We start from the raw sequence: 15,098 nt of genomic DNA on the forward strand, positions 1-15,098 counted from the left end.
TTCCTATTTTTATAAAAAATTTTTAGATGAAACATATTTTACCATTCCTCCTTGTATTGTTTGTATTTAGCTGTAAAAAAGGTCGTGATACATCAACCGAATCTTCATTAGAACCTATTGATGAAATGCCTGTTGTGATACACGACGATAGTTTGGCTATTTCTCCTATAACCGTTGAAGAACCTATAATTCTTAAAAATGTAAACGTTGTTGAGGTTGAGGGTATTTTTCGTGATGCCGATGTTAGTATCAGAACGCTTGAAATTTTAAAAGATAAAACTTTAGCTTTTGCTGCTAATAAAGGGATTTTTGGTATGAATGACCTTAAAACAGGTATGTGGCAAACCTCTATTATAGAGCGCGATACCTTGACACTAAACTTTAGAGCAACGGCACATACTTCATCAGATTTCTTTATGCTGAGTATTGAAAATCCTGCTTTGCTTTATAAAACTGGTGATAAAGGGCGTATGGTATTGGTGTATGAAGAACAGGGTGAAGGTGTTTTTTATGATGCGATGACCTTTTGGGACGACAAAGATGGTATTGCTATTGGTGATAGTGTGAATGGTTGTATCTCGATTATCATTACCAGAGATGGCGGTGCTACTTGGAAAAAACTGGATTGTTCACAATTACCAGAAGCCGAAATAGGTGAAGGCGCTTTTGCGGCAAGTAACACAAATATAAAAACCTTAGGTGATAAGGCGTGGTTTGGAACAACTCATGGTAACATTTATTATACTGAAGATCGCGGCCAAACATGGCAGGTTACTAAAACAGATATTTCTAGTGAAGGAGAAACCCAAGGTATTTACTCGATCGATTTTTATGATGAATTACATGGCTTTGCAATTGGTGGGGACTATAAACATCCCGAATTGAATGCAGCCAATAAAATTAGAACTTCCGATGGAGGCAAAACATGGGAATTAATAGCTCAAAATCAAAAGCCAGGATATAGCAGCTGTGTTCAATATGTGCCAAGAAGTGGTGGTAAGGCTCTAGTAGCAAGCAGTTTTCAAGGCATTTATTATAGCACAGATTCCGGAAACAGTTGGAAAGAGGTTACCGAAGCTGGGTTTTATGCCTTACGCTTTTTAAACGATTCGGTAGCTTATGGTACCGGGCCTGGTAAAATTGCTAAACTAACTTTTAAAGATAGTATTAATGTAACGTACTAACGTTTTTCGCCTCTACGTTTTTTAAACTCTTCAAACATTTTTCTTCTAAAATCTTCTTCCGAAACCTTAAGTAAAATTATTTTTTTCGGAGGAATGATTTTAGCAAGGTCCTTATTAAAATCCATGCGAAGCTGATATAATTGCATTTCAGCTTTATTTTCTTTTTCGATTAAGGCTTTCGCTTGATCATCGGTCATGGTATCGAAATTTGATTTAATCTCACTTCGAATTTGTCTTAATTCATCATGTTTAATTTGGCTATGTTTTTCTTCGTAAGCGTTGTAAACAGGCCAAAATTTTTGTGCTTCGCTAGGCGTGAAGTCTAGTTTCTCTGTGATATAAGCAACTTTCAAAGCTTTGATATGATCACGTTTGTTTTTTTGTGCTGTAACAGAAAGTGAACAGCAAAATAGGAGTATAAGAAGTATCTTTTTCATGTGTTTATTCGGTTAATAAAGTTTCAATATCAGAATAATCAAGGAGGTAATTCTCTATGTTTTCATCGTCTATATGGTCTTCAGAAAATATGGTTGCATTCAATTCTTCATCAGAAAAAAGCGAAGCCAATTCTGAAAAGCTTATGTTTTCATTCAAAATATAATTTTCAACAGATTGAGAATCCAAACTATCAAACGTTGGTTTGCTATTCGTATCAAACAACGATAAATTAAATAGTAATAGCACAGCAGCCGCGATACTTGTAGCGTATAAAATCATTTTTTTATTGAAAAGTGGAATGACTTTAGTTGTAGGTTTGTCACTTTCAATTTTCTTAATAATAGTATTGTCTAAAGTTTTAAAATAATCTTTAGGCACTTCAAAACCACTGGTTTTTATATCATGTACAGGCGATTCATTTTTAAGCTTATCCATGAGTTTGTCATCAAAAGCATCAAAATAATCCTGCGGGGCTTTAAAACCAGAAGACTTGATATTATGTATTTTATTTGTTTTCATCTTATTAATAAGACTTTGTTTTTTTGTAAAGGTTTAATCTTGGGTTAAATAGGCTTCAATTTTTTTTACGGCAATATGGTATGAAGCCTTTAATGCGCCTTCGCTTGTGTTTAATATTTCGGCCATATCCTTATATTTTAAATCTTGAAAGTATTTCATATTAAATACCAATTGTTGCTTTTCTGGAAGGGATGCAATGGCTTGCTGCAATTTTAATTGAATTTCGTCGCCTTCAAAATAAACATCTGAGATTAAATTGTTAATGGATGCAGTTTGTAGCTCTTCACTGGTAATTTGCATTTGCTTGGCTTTTTTGCTTAAAAAAGTTAAAGACTCGTTTGTTGCAATACGGTACATCCAAGAAAATAACTTACTGTCCCCTTTAAAATTATGTATGTTTTTATAAATTTTTATAAAGGTGTTCTGTAAAACATCATCGGCGTCGTCGTGAGATTTAACAATATGACGAATGTGCCAATACAGGCGTTCTTTATATTGGCTTAGCAACGTCTTAAAGGCTTGATCCTTTTGGTGTTCAGATTGTAGTTGTTCTATTAGTGTTATTTCGTCGGTCACTAAGTGATGTTTGCATATTGGACTCCTAAAATTACAAAAAGTTTAATGCCTTATACTATTTGTTTTACTCAGATTTTAAATGATTTGTAAATCAAAGGATTATAGATTGTTTTATCGACGAAACGTTCGTAAATGACGATTAACTGTGTTTTTCCTTGCTAAATTAAGGCTTGTAGTTTATTTTTGTTTCACAACCTAACTTATGTTGTTAGATGTCCCCAAGTCTGACAGGAACAGAAAAAAGGATAGAAACCCAAATCTCTATCCTTTTTCTAATTTTCTATTAAGTTAGGTTTATTTTTTTCTTCAAATACCAAGATTATTCGAAACTTTGCATAGCGACCAACTTTTGATAAACGCCTTTTTTATCCATAAGTTCACTGTGTTTGCCTTGTTCAACGATTTCTCCTTTGTTTAGAACTACAATTTCATCGGCTTTTTGTATGGTTGAAAGGCGGTGTGCGATAACAATAGAGGTTCTGTTTTTCATCATATTCTCTAAAGCATCCTGAACTAAACGTTCGCTTTCGGTATCGAGTGCTGAAGTCGCTTCATCCAAGACCATGATTGGCGGACTCTTAAGTACGGCACGGGCAATGCTTAAACGTTGTTTTTGTCCGCCAGACAATTTGTTTCCAGCGTCACCAATATTGGTTTCAATACCTTCAGGAAGTTCTTTAACAAACTCCCAAGCATTAGCAACTTTTAAAGCTTCAATGATGTCTTCATCAGAAGCTTGATCATTCCCAAGTTTTAAGTTGTTTTTTATGGTTTCATTAAAAAGAATAGCATCTTGAGTCACAATACCGAGTTGATCACGCAAAGATTTTGTTGCTATATTTTTAATATTAATCCCGTCCATAAGTATTTCACCTTTGTTCACATCGTAAAAACGGGTGATGAGGTTGGCAATGGTAGATTTTCCACTACCAGATTGCCCTACAAGAGCAACGGTTTTTCCTTTAGGAATGTTTAAACTGAAATTCTTTAAAACATAATCGTCTTTATACTTAAACCAAATGTTATCAAATTTGATTTCACTATCGAAACTTTCTTTTTCAATGGCGTTTTCAATATCCTTTAAAGGGTTAGGCGTATCAATAATTTCCTGGATTCTTTCCGCGGAAGCGCTACCTTGCTTTACATTATATATACCACGAGAAATGGCTTTTGCAGGCACCATGATATTGTAAGCCAGTCCCATAAAAGCAATAAAAGAACTGCCATCCAACGATTTGTCTATAAGTACCAACTGCCCGCCATACCAAAGTAAAATACCAATAACCAAAATACCTAAAAACTCACTGGTTGGAGAGGCCAGATTTTGTCGATTCAATAACTTGTTTGAAAAGTGATAAGACTTGTTGGATGAATTTTGAAAACGGGCATTAAATTTATCTTCAGCATTAAAACCTTTAATAATTCGTAAGCCTGTTAGGGTTTCTTCTAAAATAGAAAGAATGGTACCCTGTTCTCTTTGTACACGATCCGATTTTCTTTTTAGTGTTTTACCAATTCTAGAAATAATAAATCCAGATATAGGAATAAAAATAAACACGAATAGGGTGAGTTTAGCACTTAAAATAAACATGGTCCCGATGGTGAAAATAATCATTAGAGGTTCTCTAGCGATAAGTTCTAGCATGGGGAGCATCGAGTACTGTAAAGTCGATACATCGGAGGTTACCCTAGACATGATATCACCTTTTTTCTGCTCAGAAAAGTAGGCGAGTGGTAGGCTTACGGTTTTTTTATAAACAGCCGTTCTTAAGTCTCTTACCACGCCATTTCTTAGAAAAACCATGAAGTAGTTGGCCATATATCCAAAAATGTTTTTTAACAAGAATAGGATAATAATTAGGCTAACCACAAGAAATAGGGCTTTTTGAGGATCGCTACCAGCGTGTTGACTAACTTCGTATGCTAGTAGGTCCTTACCATAGTCGTCGATACTGCCAAGGCCTTCATAAACGGGCTTTACAGCAGGCGCTTCACTTAAGTCCTTAGGCTTAAAAAGAACATCAAGCATGGGGATGAGTGCAACGAACGATAAGGTGCCAAATAGAGCATAGAATATATTAGATATGACATGCCCAATAGCAAACTTTTTATATGGTTTGGCGTATTGTAAAAGGTTATAAAAATTATTCATTAAATAAGGTTCATGTCTTTTAAAATGGCTTCCGCCTTGTTATCAAGTTCCGTTTCGGTAGCTGCAAAATCGTTGACATTCGATAAAGCGGTGTTTACACTAACGTAGAACTTAATTTTTGGTTCTGTACCACTTGGTCGTAATGCCACTTGGCTACCATCCTCGGTATAGTAAATGATTACATTCGATTTAGGGATGTCAATTTTAGAGGTCTCACCGGTTAGCATGTTTTTGGCTTCAGATAAATCGTAATCTTCGATTTTTACCACTTTAGAGCCATTGATAATAGCAAGCGGGTTTTCTCTAGCGTCGACCATCATTTGTTTAATTTCTTCGGCGCCTTCAATACCTTTTTTAGTAAGAGAAACGAGTTTTTCTTTGTAAAAACCGTGCTCCGTGTACAATTGAATAAGTTCGTTAAAGAAAGAACTGCCATTAGATTTTGTTATAGCTGCAATTTCACAAGCTAAAAGGGTTGAAGTTACAGCGTCTTTATCGCGAACAAAATCACCTACCATATAACCAAAACTTTCTTCACCACCACCTATGAAATCTAATTCTGGGAAATCATGAATCAGTTTAGCAATCCATTTAAATCCAGTTAAAACTATTTTACTTTCTACCTCATATGATGCTGCTAATTTGCTAAGCATTGGGGTGGAAACAATCGTCGAAGCAATAAACTCTTTACCTTTAATACGGTCTTCGGCTTTCCATTGTTTAAGTAAGAAATCGGTCATCATCACCATAGTTTGATTACCGTTAAGCAGTTGTAATTCGTTTTCAGAATTACGAACGGCAACCCCTAAACGGTCACAGTCAGGGTCGGTACCAATAACGATATCGGCATTAACTTTTTCGGCAAGTTCTAAAGCCATTTTTAGAGCAGCTGGTTCCTCAGGATTTGGTGATTTAACTGTTGGGAAATCGCCATCTGGTACTTCCTGCTCTTTTACGATATGTACATTTTTATAACCTGCACGTTTTAAAGTTTCAGGAACAGCAGTGATTGATGTGCCGTGAAGCGAAGTGAAAACGATAGTAAGGTCATCTTTAGCTTTTTGAGTAGCACCAACACTTCCTTTTTCTACAGAGGCATCAATAAAAACATCATCAACATCCTTGCCTATAGTATGAATGAGTTGTTCGTTAGCATCAAACTTTATGTTGGCATAATCAACTGTGTTAATCACGTCAATAACACCTTTGTCGTGTGGTGGTACTAATTGTCCGCCATCTTGCCAATACACTTTGTAACCGTTGTATTCTGGAGGATTGTGTGATGCGGTTAAAACGATACCACAGTGACAATTTAAATGTTTTACAGCAAAAGATAATTCTGGTGTTGGACGTAAATCTTCGAATAAATAAACTTCAATGCCATTTGCAGAAAACACATCGGCAACTACTTTAGCTAAGGATTTACTGTTATGTCTACAATCGTAAGCAATTACAGCTTTAGGAGTTTCATTAGGAAATTGTTTATGCAAATAATCGCTAAGGCCTTGGGTGCTTTTTCCAAGGGTGTATTTGTTTATTCTGTTGGTTCCAACCCCCATGATACCACGCATACCTCCGGTTCCAAACTCTAAGTCTTTATAAAAGCTTTCTTGGATATCTTTAGGTTTGTGCGCGATGCTTTCTTTAATTGTGTTTTGTGTTTCTTCATCAAACGCTGGTGTTAACCAGCTGTTTATTCTCTCTAAAATTTTTGGTTCAATGTGTATCATAATGTTGTAAAGTATGGGATACAAAAATAGTTAATTCCTCTTTTTATTTAGTTGTTAATACAGAAAACATAAAGAAATGATCATACTGTAAATTGATATATTAATTTAAGTTTAACGCCCCTTTAATGGTATAGCGTTTTTTGTCTGATTTAGTTCGTAAAATAATCTCTCCTAAAAAGCCAGCCACAAAAAATTGTGTTCCTATAATCATGGTTGATAGTGAGATGTAGAATTGCGGACGCTCGGTTATGAGTCTGCCTTGTGGGTTGATCCAGAGTTTATCTAGTCCTAAGTAAAAAGCAAAAGCAAAACCTATGGCAATCATTATAAAACCTAAGGCTCCGAATAAATGCATGGGGCGTTTGCCAAAACGGGATAAAAACCAAATGGTAATGAGGTCTAGAAAACCATGTAAAAACCTATCGATACCGAACTTTGTAACGCCATATTTTCGTGCTTGGTGTTGTACCACTTTTTCACCGATATTGCTAAAACCTGCATTTTTGGAAAGTACAGGAATATAGCGGTGCATTTCACCATTGACATCAATATTTTTTACAACCTCTAACTTATAAGCTTTTAAGCCACAGTTAAAATCGTTTAATTTTACCCCCGAAGTTTTTCTGGCGGCCCAATTGAATAGTTTAGAAGGTAAGTTTTTAGACAATACAGAGTCGTAGCGTTTCTTTTTCCATCCCGAAACAAGATCGTAGCCTTCTGCTTTAATCATATGATAAAGCTCGGGGATTTCATCGGGGTTGTCTTGTAAATCGGCATCCATGGTAATTACGACTTCGCCCTGAGCTTTTTCAAATCCAGCGTGAAGAGCCTGTGATTTTCCGTAGTTTCTTAAAAATTGAATGCCTTTTACATGAATGTCTTGTGAAGCCAAATCGGTAATAACCTTCCATGAATCATCGGTACTGCCATCGTCAATAAAGATGATTTCATAAGAAAACTGATTGGATAGCATCACGCGTGCGATCCAATCATGAAGTTCGGTTAAAGAGTCTTGTTCGTTAAGTAGTGGAATTACTACAGATATGTTCATTTGGATATTTTCGAAATAATATTCAAAAATACAGAATTTATTCGGCCTCTGGGTTACTTTTTTTCATGGCTGCTGCAACTATTAAACCTATTATTGAAAAAACAACTAGATAACCAGCAAGCCCTTTAGCGATGTTACCTATTGAATATTGGTTTTGTGATTCAATTTCGGTTACCGCTTGGTCGATTGCTTCAACAGGCGTATTAAAACCTTCTAACATACTTACCGTTTTCTCTATAGTCTTTTGTTTCAATATATCGGCCGCGTCGGTATCAATAAAATTGAATAGTAAAAATGATACCAAAGTGCTAATCAATAATCCAATTAAAACGGTTATAAAGTAAGCTGTAAAGGCTTGTTTAAAGGAAGCAAATCCGTTTTGAGCTTGTTTTACTTTTGCTACTGAAATAATGCCGAAAACAATAATGGCTATCATAATAAATATGCCAACCCAAGTGTTTACAAGGAGTTCTAAATCTATTGCGTAAGCTAAAACAGTTATTAAAGCGAGTAAAGCGCCAAGGTATAGGCCGTAGTTTGTTGCAATTGATTTTAAAGAATTTTCCATAATGTTTTTTGATTAATTAATTTTTAGTGACTTCTCTTAGTATTCAAATATATTAAAACGTTACATTTGTTTTGTGAAAAAATTTTGACATTACGATTTGTTTTACAAGGAATACGTCATGTTCCTAAAACAGAAACAAATAAAAAGACAAAAAAATATAAAAAGTATTGCAGGTTTGTAAAAAATAACTAAATTTGCACTCCAAAATTGAAAGTAATAAAAAGCATTTAGCGATGAGAAAAGAGATACATCCAGAAAATTATAGAATTGTAGCATTTAAAGATATGTCTAACGAAGATGTATTCTTAACAAAGTCTACAGCAGAAACTAACGAAACTCTTGAAGTTGATGGTGTAGAGTATCCATTAATAAAAATGGAGATTTCTAGAACATCGCACCCGTTCTACACTGGTAAATCTAAATTAGTAGATACAGCTGGTAGAATTGATAAATTCAAAACTAAGTACGCTAAGTTTAAAAAATAATTTTAGCAAAAAAATATATTTTAAAAGCCTTTCTGTTAAAGAGAGGCTTTTTTTATTTACCGAATTAAGCTATTTTTGGATTGCAAAACATGAGTTAGGTATTTTTGAGAAAAAATCTCGAAGGCCTAATACCAATTCTTGTTTAAAATGATCTTAAAATAAAATTTTGATTTTTTTCTTTATAGAAAGAAGAAAAATAAAGCATAGCTGAGCTACGGTTTCTTTTTATTCTGAAATAGAAAGGAAATAAGAGCATTTTATTAAGGGTATTTTAAACAAGAATTGGTATGTCTCTTAATTTTATATCTAAAAATGAACTACATTCTTTTTGATGGTCCTTCCCGTAACAACCTGTTGCCTTTTACTTATACAAGACCTGTTGCCGATATTCGTGTTGGTATTTTAACCATTCGTGAGAAGTGGGAATCTTTTTTAGATTGCACTAGTACCACTGTTACCGAAGATTATTTAGCTGATAAGTTTCCGATGGTAGAAATGGAAGACAATGTGATGATTAATGCTTCCTACCTTCCCAGTCCAGAACTGGTGGAAATGATTAAAGATCTTCAAGAGAACCAGGCTATTTTTAATGGAGAGGATGTGATTGCTTTTTTTGCGAAAGAAGAGCAAGAAGATATTGATTTTGATGCCTACGAAGCCATAGAATTTGAAGCTGAAACCATTCAAATCAACCATACTTGGGATATTTTTTCCAAAAACGGCGAGGCGATTCAGGAAGATTTTGATCTCATTACTGAAGGTAGAAAATCTCAATCCATTCCTTCTAGTAATAATGTCATTGCACCAGAAAATATTTTTATAGAAGATGGTGCGCGTTTAGAGTTTGTGACTTTAAATGCTTCTAGTGGTCCTATTTATATAGGTAAAAACACTGAAATAATGGAAGGCGCCATCATTAGAGGGCCTTTTGCTTTATGCGACCATGCCACAGTGAAAATGGGTGCTAAAATATACGGACCAACAACGGTGGGACCTTATAGTAAAGTAGGTGGTGAAATTAATAATTCTGTTTTATTTGGTTATTCTAACAAAGGGCATGACGGCTTTTTAGGGAATTCTGTATTGGGTGAGTGGTGTAACCTTGGCGCCGATACCAATAATTCTAATCTAAAAAATAATTATGCCGAAGTGCGTTTATGGGACTATCAAACCGAGGCCTTTGCTAAAACAGGGTTGCAGTTTTGCGGACTTATGATGGGAGATCATAGTAAGTGTGGAATTAATACCATGTTTAATACAGGGACCGTTGTAGGTGTGAGTGCCAATATTTTTGGTAGCGGGTTTCCAAGAAACTTTGTGCCTAGTTTTAGTTGGGGCGGGAGCAGTGGATTTACAACCTATTTAACCAAAAAGGCTTTTGAAGTTGCCCATGTAGTGATGTCAAGGCGAAATATTGAACTTACCGAACAAGATAAGGCCATCCTAGAGCATGTTTTTGAAATTTCTAAAAAGTTTAGACGAGATTAAATACATTGACTTGGCGTTCTAAGCAATAACATGGTTTTGCTGTATGCTTTTTTTGTCATAATGTCCTTGGTATTTTTTTCAAAGGGCTAACATTTTTTTTGTAATTTGTGCACGGTTAAAATTAATTTATTTAGTTTTTACCCTAGCCACCCCAAACGAAATAATATGTTAACGATACTAAAGGATAAAAAAAAGTTTGCCTTGCTTTTTTTTGTGATGCTTATCATCGATACCATTGTTAAAACTAATTTTCCATGGCCTTACCGTTTTATCTCTAAGACGCCAACCATATTACTAATCGTTTTATATTATTACTATAATTATTCTCCTGCAGAGAACCGTAACTTTTTCTGGGTCATGTTGGCCTTGTGTTCCTTTTTTGTAGCCGATTTATTGATAATAAATAGAGAAAATCAAATGTTATTGGTTTCTAGTTTTGTGGTGTATACCCTTGCAAAGATATTTCTCTGTTTTCGGTTTTCACATAAATCCGATTTTAAAGTCAGTCGTTTAATTCCGTTTTCCATCGTTATATTTGTTTATACGGTTGTGTTAATTTTGTATATACACGACGGATTGGGAAGTTATTTTATCTTCGCGCTTATCAGTTATTTTATATCCTTACTCTTATGTCAGTTTGCTTATCTTCGAAAGGAAGTTGTAGATAAAAAGAGTTATCTTTTTGTGTTATCTGGGGTGTTGTGTTACATGGTTTCAGAAGGTATAACTATTATAAATACCTTTAAAACGGATGTGCTTTTTCAAGACTTTTCCATCATGTTTTTCTATGCTACCGGAGTTTATTTGATTATACACGGTATAATTACCGAGAAAAGAATAGAGCCAGAAAGCTATTTTTAATCCATTCTACAGAAAAAAGAATCCATCACAATCAAAATATAAAACTCATTCTTATGTTTTAATTAGTATGCCAAATACTAAAGTTTGCAATTTTTCTAAATATTAAATTGAATTTGTTTTTTTTGTAATTTGGCATTGAATAAAATAACAACCTAATCTTATTTAGGTGTTGTTGAAGAAAGGATCCAAATTAAACATTATGTTGAACATTATACGAGACAAAAAAAAGTTTGCGATCTTATTCTTTACAGTTTTAATAATTGATACTGCTGTAAAAATAAATTTGCCTGCAGTTCCGTATCGTTTTTTTTCAAAACCTTGGGTTTTAGGACTTCTTATTGCGTACTACTATTTTAATAATGAGGCTGCTATAAAGCGTAATTTTTCGTGGACCATGCTAGCCTTAGTGTGTTTTTTTTTAGCCGATTTTTTAATTATCAACCACGAAAACATGTATCTTTTAATGACTAGCTTGTTTATATATTCTGTGGCAAAATTGTTTTTATGTTTTCGGTTTTCTCACAAATCAGATTTTCAAGTGCGTCGTTTAATTCCTTTTTCTATAGCCATTTTTATTTATACTGTTGGATTAGTGAGTTATATTTATGAGGATTTAGGAAACTATTTTCTGCCGACTTTAATGAGTTACTTTATTTCATTACTCTTATGCCAGTTCGCTTACTTGCGTAAAGAAGTGGTTGATAGAAAAAGTTATCTTTCGGTGTTTTATGGTGTGATATGTTATATGATTTCTGAAGGAATTATGGTTATTAAAACCTTTAAAACAGATGTGCCTTATCAAGACTTTAGTATCATGTTTTTTTACGCCACAGGTGTCTATTTAATGGTACACGGAGTAATTATTGAAAAACGCTTAGAAGATGTTTAAAGCGTCTTTTTTACGTGTTTGAGATCGAGTAAATTGATAGGGTTAACTCCTAATCCTTTTACATTTTTTCTCGTAAAACGAATGACTTCATCGTAGTACAGTGGAACCATAAGTGCTTTATCCATAGCTATAGAATCCATGGTTGTGTATATTTTTTTTCTTTCCTCGATATCTGTTACTGTAAAAGCTTTATTGTACAATTGGTCGAAAGTGTCATTTTTAAAATGAAAATAATTAGAACCATGAGGAGCAAAGTTTTTACTGTAAAAAATGGATAAATAGTTTTCAGCATCCAAATAATCGGCTATCCATGAACTTCTAAACATATCCACCTTACCGTTAGAGCGTGCCGAGCGTAGAGATGCTTCAGGCATTACGTCAACCTGTAAATTTAGTCCAGTTTTTTCTAGTTCACGCTGTATAAACTCGCAAAAACTTAGGTAGTTACTAGTCGTTACTAAGGTTATTTTAGGATTGACAATTCCGGTTTCAGCTATGAATTGTGATACTAGCATTTTTGCCTTTTCAGGTTGGTAATCGTACCCAATGGTTTTGTTATATCCCGGTAATCCCATGGGGATAAAGCCACCGTTAGCAGGTGTGCCTATGCCGTTTCTTAAGTAAACAATCATTTTTTTTCTGTCAAAACCATAATTAATAGCTTTTCTTAAGAGTTCTGATTGTATTTCGGGCGTTTCAGAATCTAAATAAAAACCTAAATATTCCGTATTTAAGTAGGGTCCACGAATCATGTTTACCGATTCGGCATATTGTTTTTGGAGTTTTCCGTTAGCAGTTAATATTTCATCTTTATACGAAGCGTCTAAACCAGAAACATAATCGATATTTCCTTGTGCAAACTGTAAAAATTCACTCTGTTTGTCAGGGAGAAACGTAATAGCAACGGCTTCTAAATAAGGCAGTTTCCTGCCTTCTTGGTCGGTTTCAAAATAATTGTGATTTTTTCTAAAAACAAGTTTGATGTTCTCTTCCCAGCGTTTAAACTTAAAAGGTCCTGTTCCAATAGGGTGACTTCTAAATTCAGATCCATAAAAATCAGCAACTTCATGCGGAATGACCGAGCAGTACTTCATGGTTAAAAGTCCGATAAAAGCAGGGAAAGGTTGTGTAAGTTTAATTTCAAAAATACTGTCGTTTACAGCTTGAAAATCTTCTACTTTATTTAAAACCCAACTGCCTGGTGAGGCAATTTTTTCATCTCTAAGTCGGTTAAAGCTGTATTTAAAATCGTTAGCAACAACCGTTCTTGTAGAGTCTTTGCCAAATAATTCGTGGTTATGAAACCATACATCTTGACGCAGATTAAATTGGTAGGTCATTCCGTCTTCCGAAATGGTCCAATTCTTTGCAATACATGGTAGGATATTGAGTTCGTCATCCAATTGTACCAAGCCGTTAAAAAGCTGATTACAAACCGAGTTGTCTTGCAGTGTTCTCGAAAAAGCCGGATCTAAAGTATTGATATTAGCGTATTCGTTGTACCGAAAAACCAAATGATCTCTATTGATGCTATGGTCGGTCTTACAAGATAAAAAGAAAAGGGTGAGATAAGTAATTGATAAATAGCTTATTATTTGTTTAAGATTAGGTTTTATCATATAACTAATTAGTTGTAAATTTGCACCCTCATAATTTTTGAGCTTCAAGTGTGTCATTCTCTGTAAGAATGCTTTCTTTTTGTTCCTGTATGAGAAAAGGTAAAGATAATTTTTAAAAGATCTTGAAGCAAATTCAAGGTGACAAAATACCATGAATAAGAAAGTCGCATTTTATACTTTAGGTTGTAAATTAAATTTTTCAGAAACGTCTACCATTGCCAGAGATTTTAGTAAAGAAGGTTTTGATAGGGTTGATTTTTCTGAAAAAGCAGATATCTATGTGATTAATACTTGTTCGGTTACCGAAAATGCCGATAAGCGATTTAAAACCATTGTAAAACAAGCACAAAAAAACAATGAAAATGCTTTTGTGGCAGCTGTAGGGTGTTATGCGCAGCTAAAGCCGCAAGAATTGGCTGATGTTCATGGTGTAGATTTGGTGCTTGGTGCTACAGAGAAGTTTAAAATTACCGATTACCTTAACGATTTATCTAAAAACGATTTTGGAGAAGTGCATTCTTGCGAAATCGAAGAAGCCGATTTTTATGTGGGTTCTTATTCCATTGGCGATCGAACGCGTGCCTTTTTAAAAGTGCAAGATGGCTGCGATTATAAATGTACCTATTGCACCATCCCTTTAGCTCGAGGTATTTCTAGAAGTGATACCATGACTAACGTCTTAAAAAATGCACGTGAAATTTCGGAGCAAAATATTAAAGAAATCGTTTTAACCGGTGTTAATATTGGGGACTACGGGAAAGGTGAATTCGGCAATAAAAAACACGAGCATACTTTTTTAGATTTGGTCACCGAACTGGATAAAGTAGACGGTATTGAGCGTTTAAGAATTTCATCAATAGAGCCTAATTTACTTAAAAACGAAACCATCGATCTAGTTTCTAAATCAAGAGCTTTTGTACCTCATTTTCATGTGCCTTTACAGTCTGGTTCTAACGAAATTCTTAAAAAAATGAAACGTCGTTATATGCGTGAATTGTATGTAGATCGTGTTTCTAAAATTAAAGAGGTGATGCCTCATGCTTGTATAGGTGTAGATGTTATTGTTGGTTTTCCTGGTGAAACAGATGAGCTGTTTTTAGAGACCTATAATTTTTTAAGTACACTAGATATTTCTTATTTGCATGTGTTCACGTATTCAGAACGTGATAATACCGAGGCTGTTGATATGGATGGTGTTGTACCTAATAATGTGCGATCCAAACGTAGTAAGATGCTTAGAGGATTATCGGTTAAAAAACGTCGTGCTTTTTATGAAAGTCAGTTAGGAACGCAAAGAACCGTGTTATTTGAAAGCGAAAATAAGGAAGGCTACATTCATGGGTTTACCGAAAATTACGTTAAAGTAAAAACGCCTTGGAATCCAGAATTGGTAAACACACTTCATGAAGTGGTACTTACTGAAATCGATGACGATGGGTTAGTGCGATTTGATTTTGCAGAAGTACTCAATAATATATAAAAAAAAGCTGCCTCGGTTTAGAGACAGCTTCTTGTTTTATAGCGTTTTGTTTATGCTA

At 34.5% G+C, this 15,098-nt stretch carries 14 protein-coding genes; 6 read left to right on the forward strand and 8 right to left on the reverse strand.

Annotation, left to right across the window (positions count from 1 at the left end; translation table 11 throughout):
- The first annotated feature begins 26 nt into the window (after positions 1–26).
- Complete coding sequence (locus JJL45_RS07815; RefSeq protein ID WP_202664365.1) at positions 27–1,184, forward strand: oxidoreductase; 1,158 nt, start codon at positions 27–29, stop codon at positions 1,182–1,184.
- On the opposite strand, the gene JJL45_RS07820 is transcribed toward JJL45_RS07815, so the two are convergent.
- From JJL45_RS07820 to JJL45_RS07850, 7 genes are all read right to left on the reverse strand, one after another.
- Complete coding sequence (locus JJL45_RS07820; RefSeq protein WP_068603006.1) at positions 1,181–1,621, reverse strand: hypothetical protein; 441 nt, start codon at positions 1,619–1,621, stop codon at positions 1,181–1,183. The genes JJL45_RS07815 and JJL45_RS07820 overlap by 4 nt on opposite strands.
- A gap of 4 nt (positions 1,622–1,625) precedes the next feature.
- Positions 1,626–2,141, reverse strand: a complete 516-nt coding sequence (locus JJL45_RS07825; RefSeq protein ID WP_068603005.1) for a hypothetical protein — start codon at positions 2,139–2,141, stop codon at positions 1,626–1,628.
- A 33-nt stretch (positions 2,142–2,174) separates the two neighbouring features.
- Positions 2,175–2,717, reverse strand: a complete 543-nt coding sequence (locus JJL45_RS07830) for an RNA polymerase sigma factor (RefSeq protein ID WP_068603004.1) — start codon at positions 2,715–2,717, stop codon at positions 2,175–2,177.
- 319 nt (positions 2,718–3,036) lie between these two features.
- Positions 3,037–4,869, reverse strand: a complete 1,833-nt coding sequence (locus tag JJL45_RS07835) for an ABC transporter ATP-binding protein (RefSeq protein WP_068603003.1) — start codon at positions 4,867–4,869, stop codon at positions 3,037–3,039.
- Entirely contained in the window at positions 4,869–6,599 is a 1,731-nt protein-coding gene (locus JJL45_RS07840) for a phospho-sugar mutase (protein WP_202664366.1), read from the reverse strand. The genes JJL45_RS07835 and JJL45_RS07840 overlap by 1 nt, the downstream gene beginning before the upstream one ends.
- A 100-nt stretch (positions 6,600–6,699) precedes the next feature.
- Positions 6,700–7,650, reverse strand: coding sequence for a glycosyltransferase family 2 protein (locus JJL45_RS07845; RefSeq protein WP_068603002.1), 951 nt, complete (start codon positions 7,648–7,650; stop codon positions 6,700–6,702).
- 37 nt (positions 7,651–7,687) lie between these two features.
- Positions 7,688–8,218 carry a DUF4199 domain-containing protein gene (locus JJL45_RS07850; protein ID WP_068603001.1) on the reverse strand — a complete coding sequence of 177 codons (531 nt, stop codon included), beginning with the start codon at positions 8,216–8,218 and terminating at the stop codon, positions 7,688–7,690.
- A gap of 233 nt (positions 8,219–8,451) precedes the next feature.
- On the opposite strand from JJL45_RS07850, the gene JJL45_RS07855 reads away from it, so the two are divergent.
- The 4 genes from JJL45_RS07855 to JJL45_RS07870 all read left to right on the forward strand — a co-directional run bounded on the left by JJL45_RS07855 (position 8,452) and on the right by JJL45_RS07870 (position 11,941).
- Positions 8,452–8,703 (forward strand): type B 50S ribosomal protein L31, encoded by a 252-nt coding sequence (locus tag JJL45_RS07855; RefSeq protein ID WP_067148552.1) that lies wholly within the window; start codon positions 8,452–8,454, stop codon positions 8,701–8,703.
- 312 nt (positions 8,704–9,015) lie between these two features.
- Positions 9,016–10,191, forward strand: coding sequence for a GlmU family protein (locus JJL45_RS07860; protein WP_068603000.1), 1,176 nt, complete (start codon positions 9,016–9,018; stop codon positions 10,189–10,191).
- A 165-nt stretch (positions 10,192–10,356) separates the two neighbouring features.
- Positions 10,357–11,052, forward strand: coding sequence for a lysoplasmalogenase family protein (locus tag JJL45_RS07865; RefSeq protein WP_068602999.1), 696 nt, complete (start codon positions 10,357–10,359; stop codon positions 11,050–11,052).
- A gap of 199 nt (positions 11,053–11,251) precedes the next feature.
- On the forward strand, positions 11,252–11,941 hold the full coding sequence (locus tag JJL45_RS07870) for a lysoplasmalogenase family protein (RefSeq protein WP_068602998.1): 690 nt from the start codon (positions 11,252–11,254) through the stop codon (positions 11,939–11,941).
- Here the strand turns inward: JJL45_RS07870 and JJL45_RS07875 are convergent.
- Positions 11,938–13,560 carry an ABC transporter substrate-binding protein gene (locus JJL45_RS07875; RefSeq protein WP_068602997.1) on the reverse strand — a complete coding sequence of 541 codons (1,623 nt, stop codon included), beginning with the start codon at positions 13,558–13,560 and terminating at the stop codon, positions 11,938–11,940. The genes JJL45_RS07870 and JJL45_RS07875 overlap by 4 nt on opposite strands.
- Before the next feature lie 151 nt (positions 13,561–13,711).
- On the opposite strand from JJL45_RS07875, the gene mtaB reads away from it, so the two are divergent.
- On the forward strand, positions 13,712–15,040 hold the full coding sequence (gene mtaB, locus JJL45_RS07880; protein ID WP_068602996.1) for a tRNA (N(6)-L-threonylcarbamoyladenosine(37)-C(2))-methylthiotransferase MtaB: 1,329 nt from the start codon (positions 13,712–13,714) through the stop codon (positions 15,038–15,040).
- The last annotated feature ends 58 nt before the right edge of the window (positions 15,041–15,098 follow it).

It is taken from the genome of Tamlana sp. s12 (assembly GCF_016767215.1).
GTDB lineage: Bacteria > Bacteroidota > Bacteroidia > Flavobacteriales > Flavobacteriaceae > Pseudotamlana > Pseudotamlana agarivorans.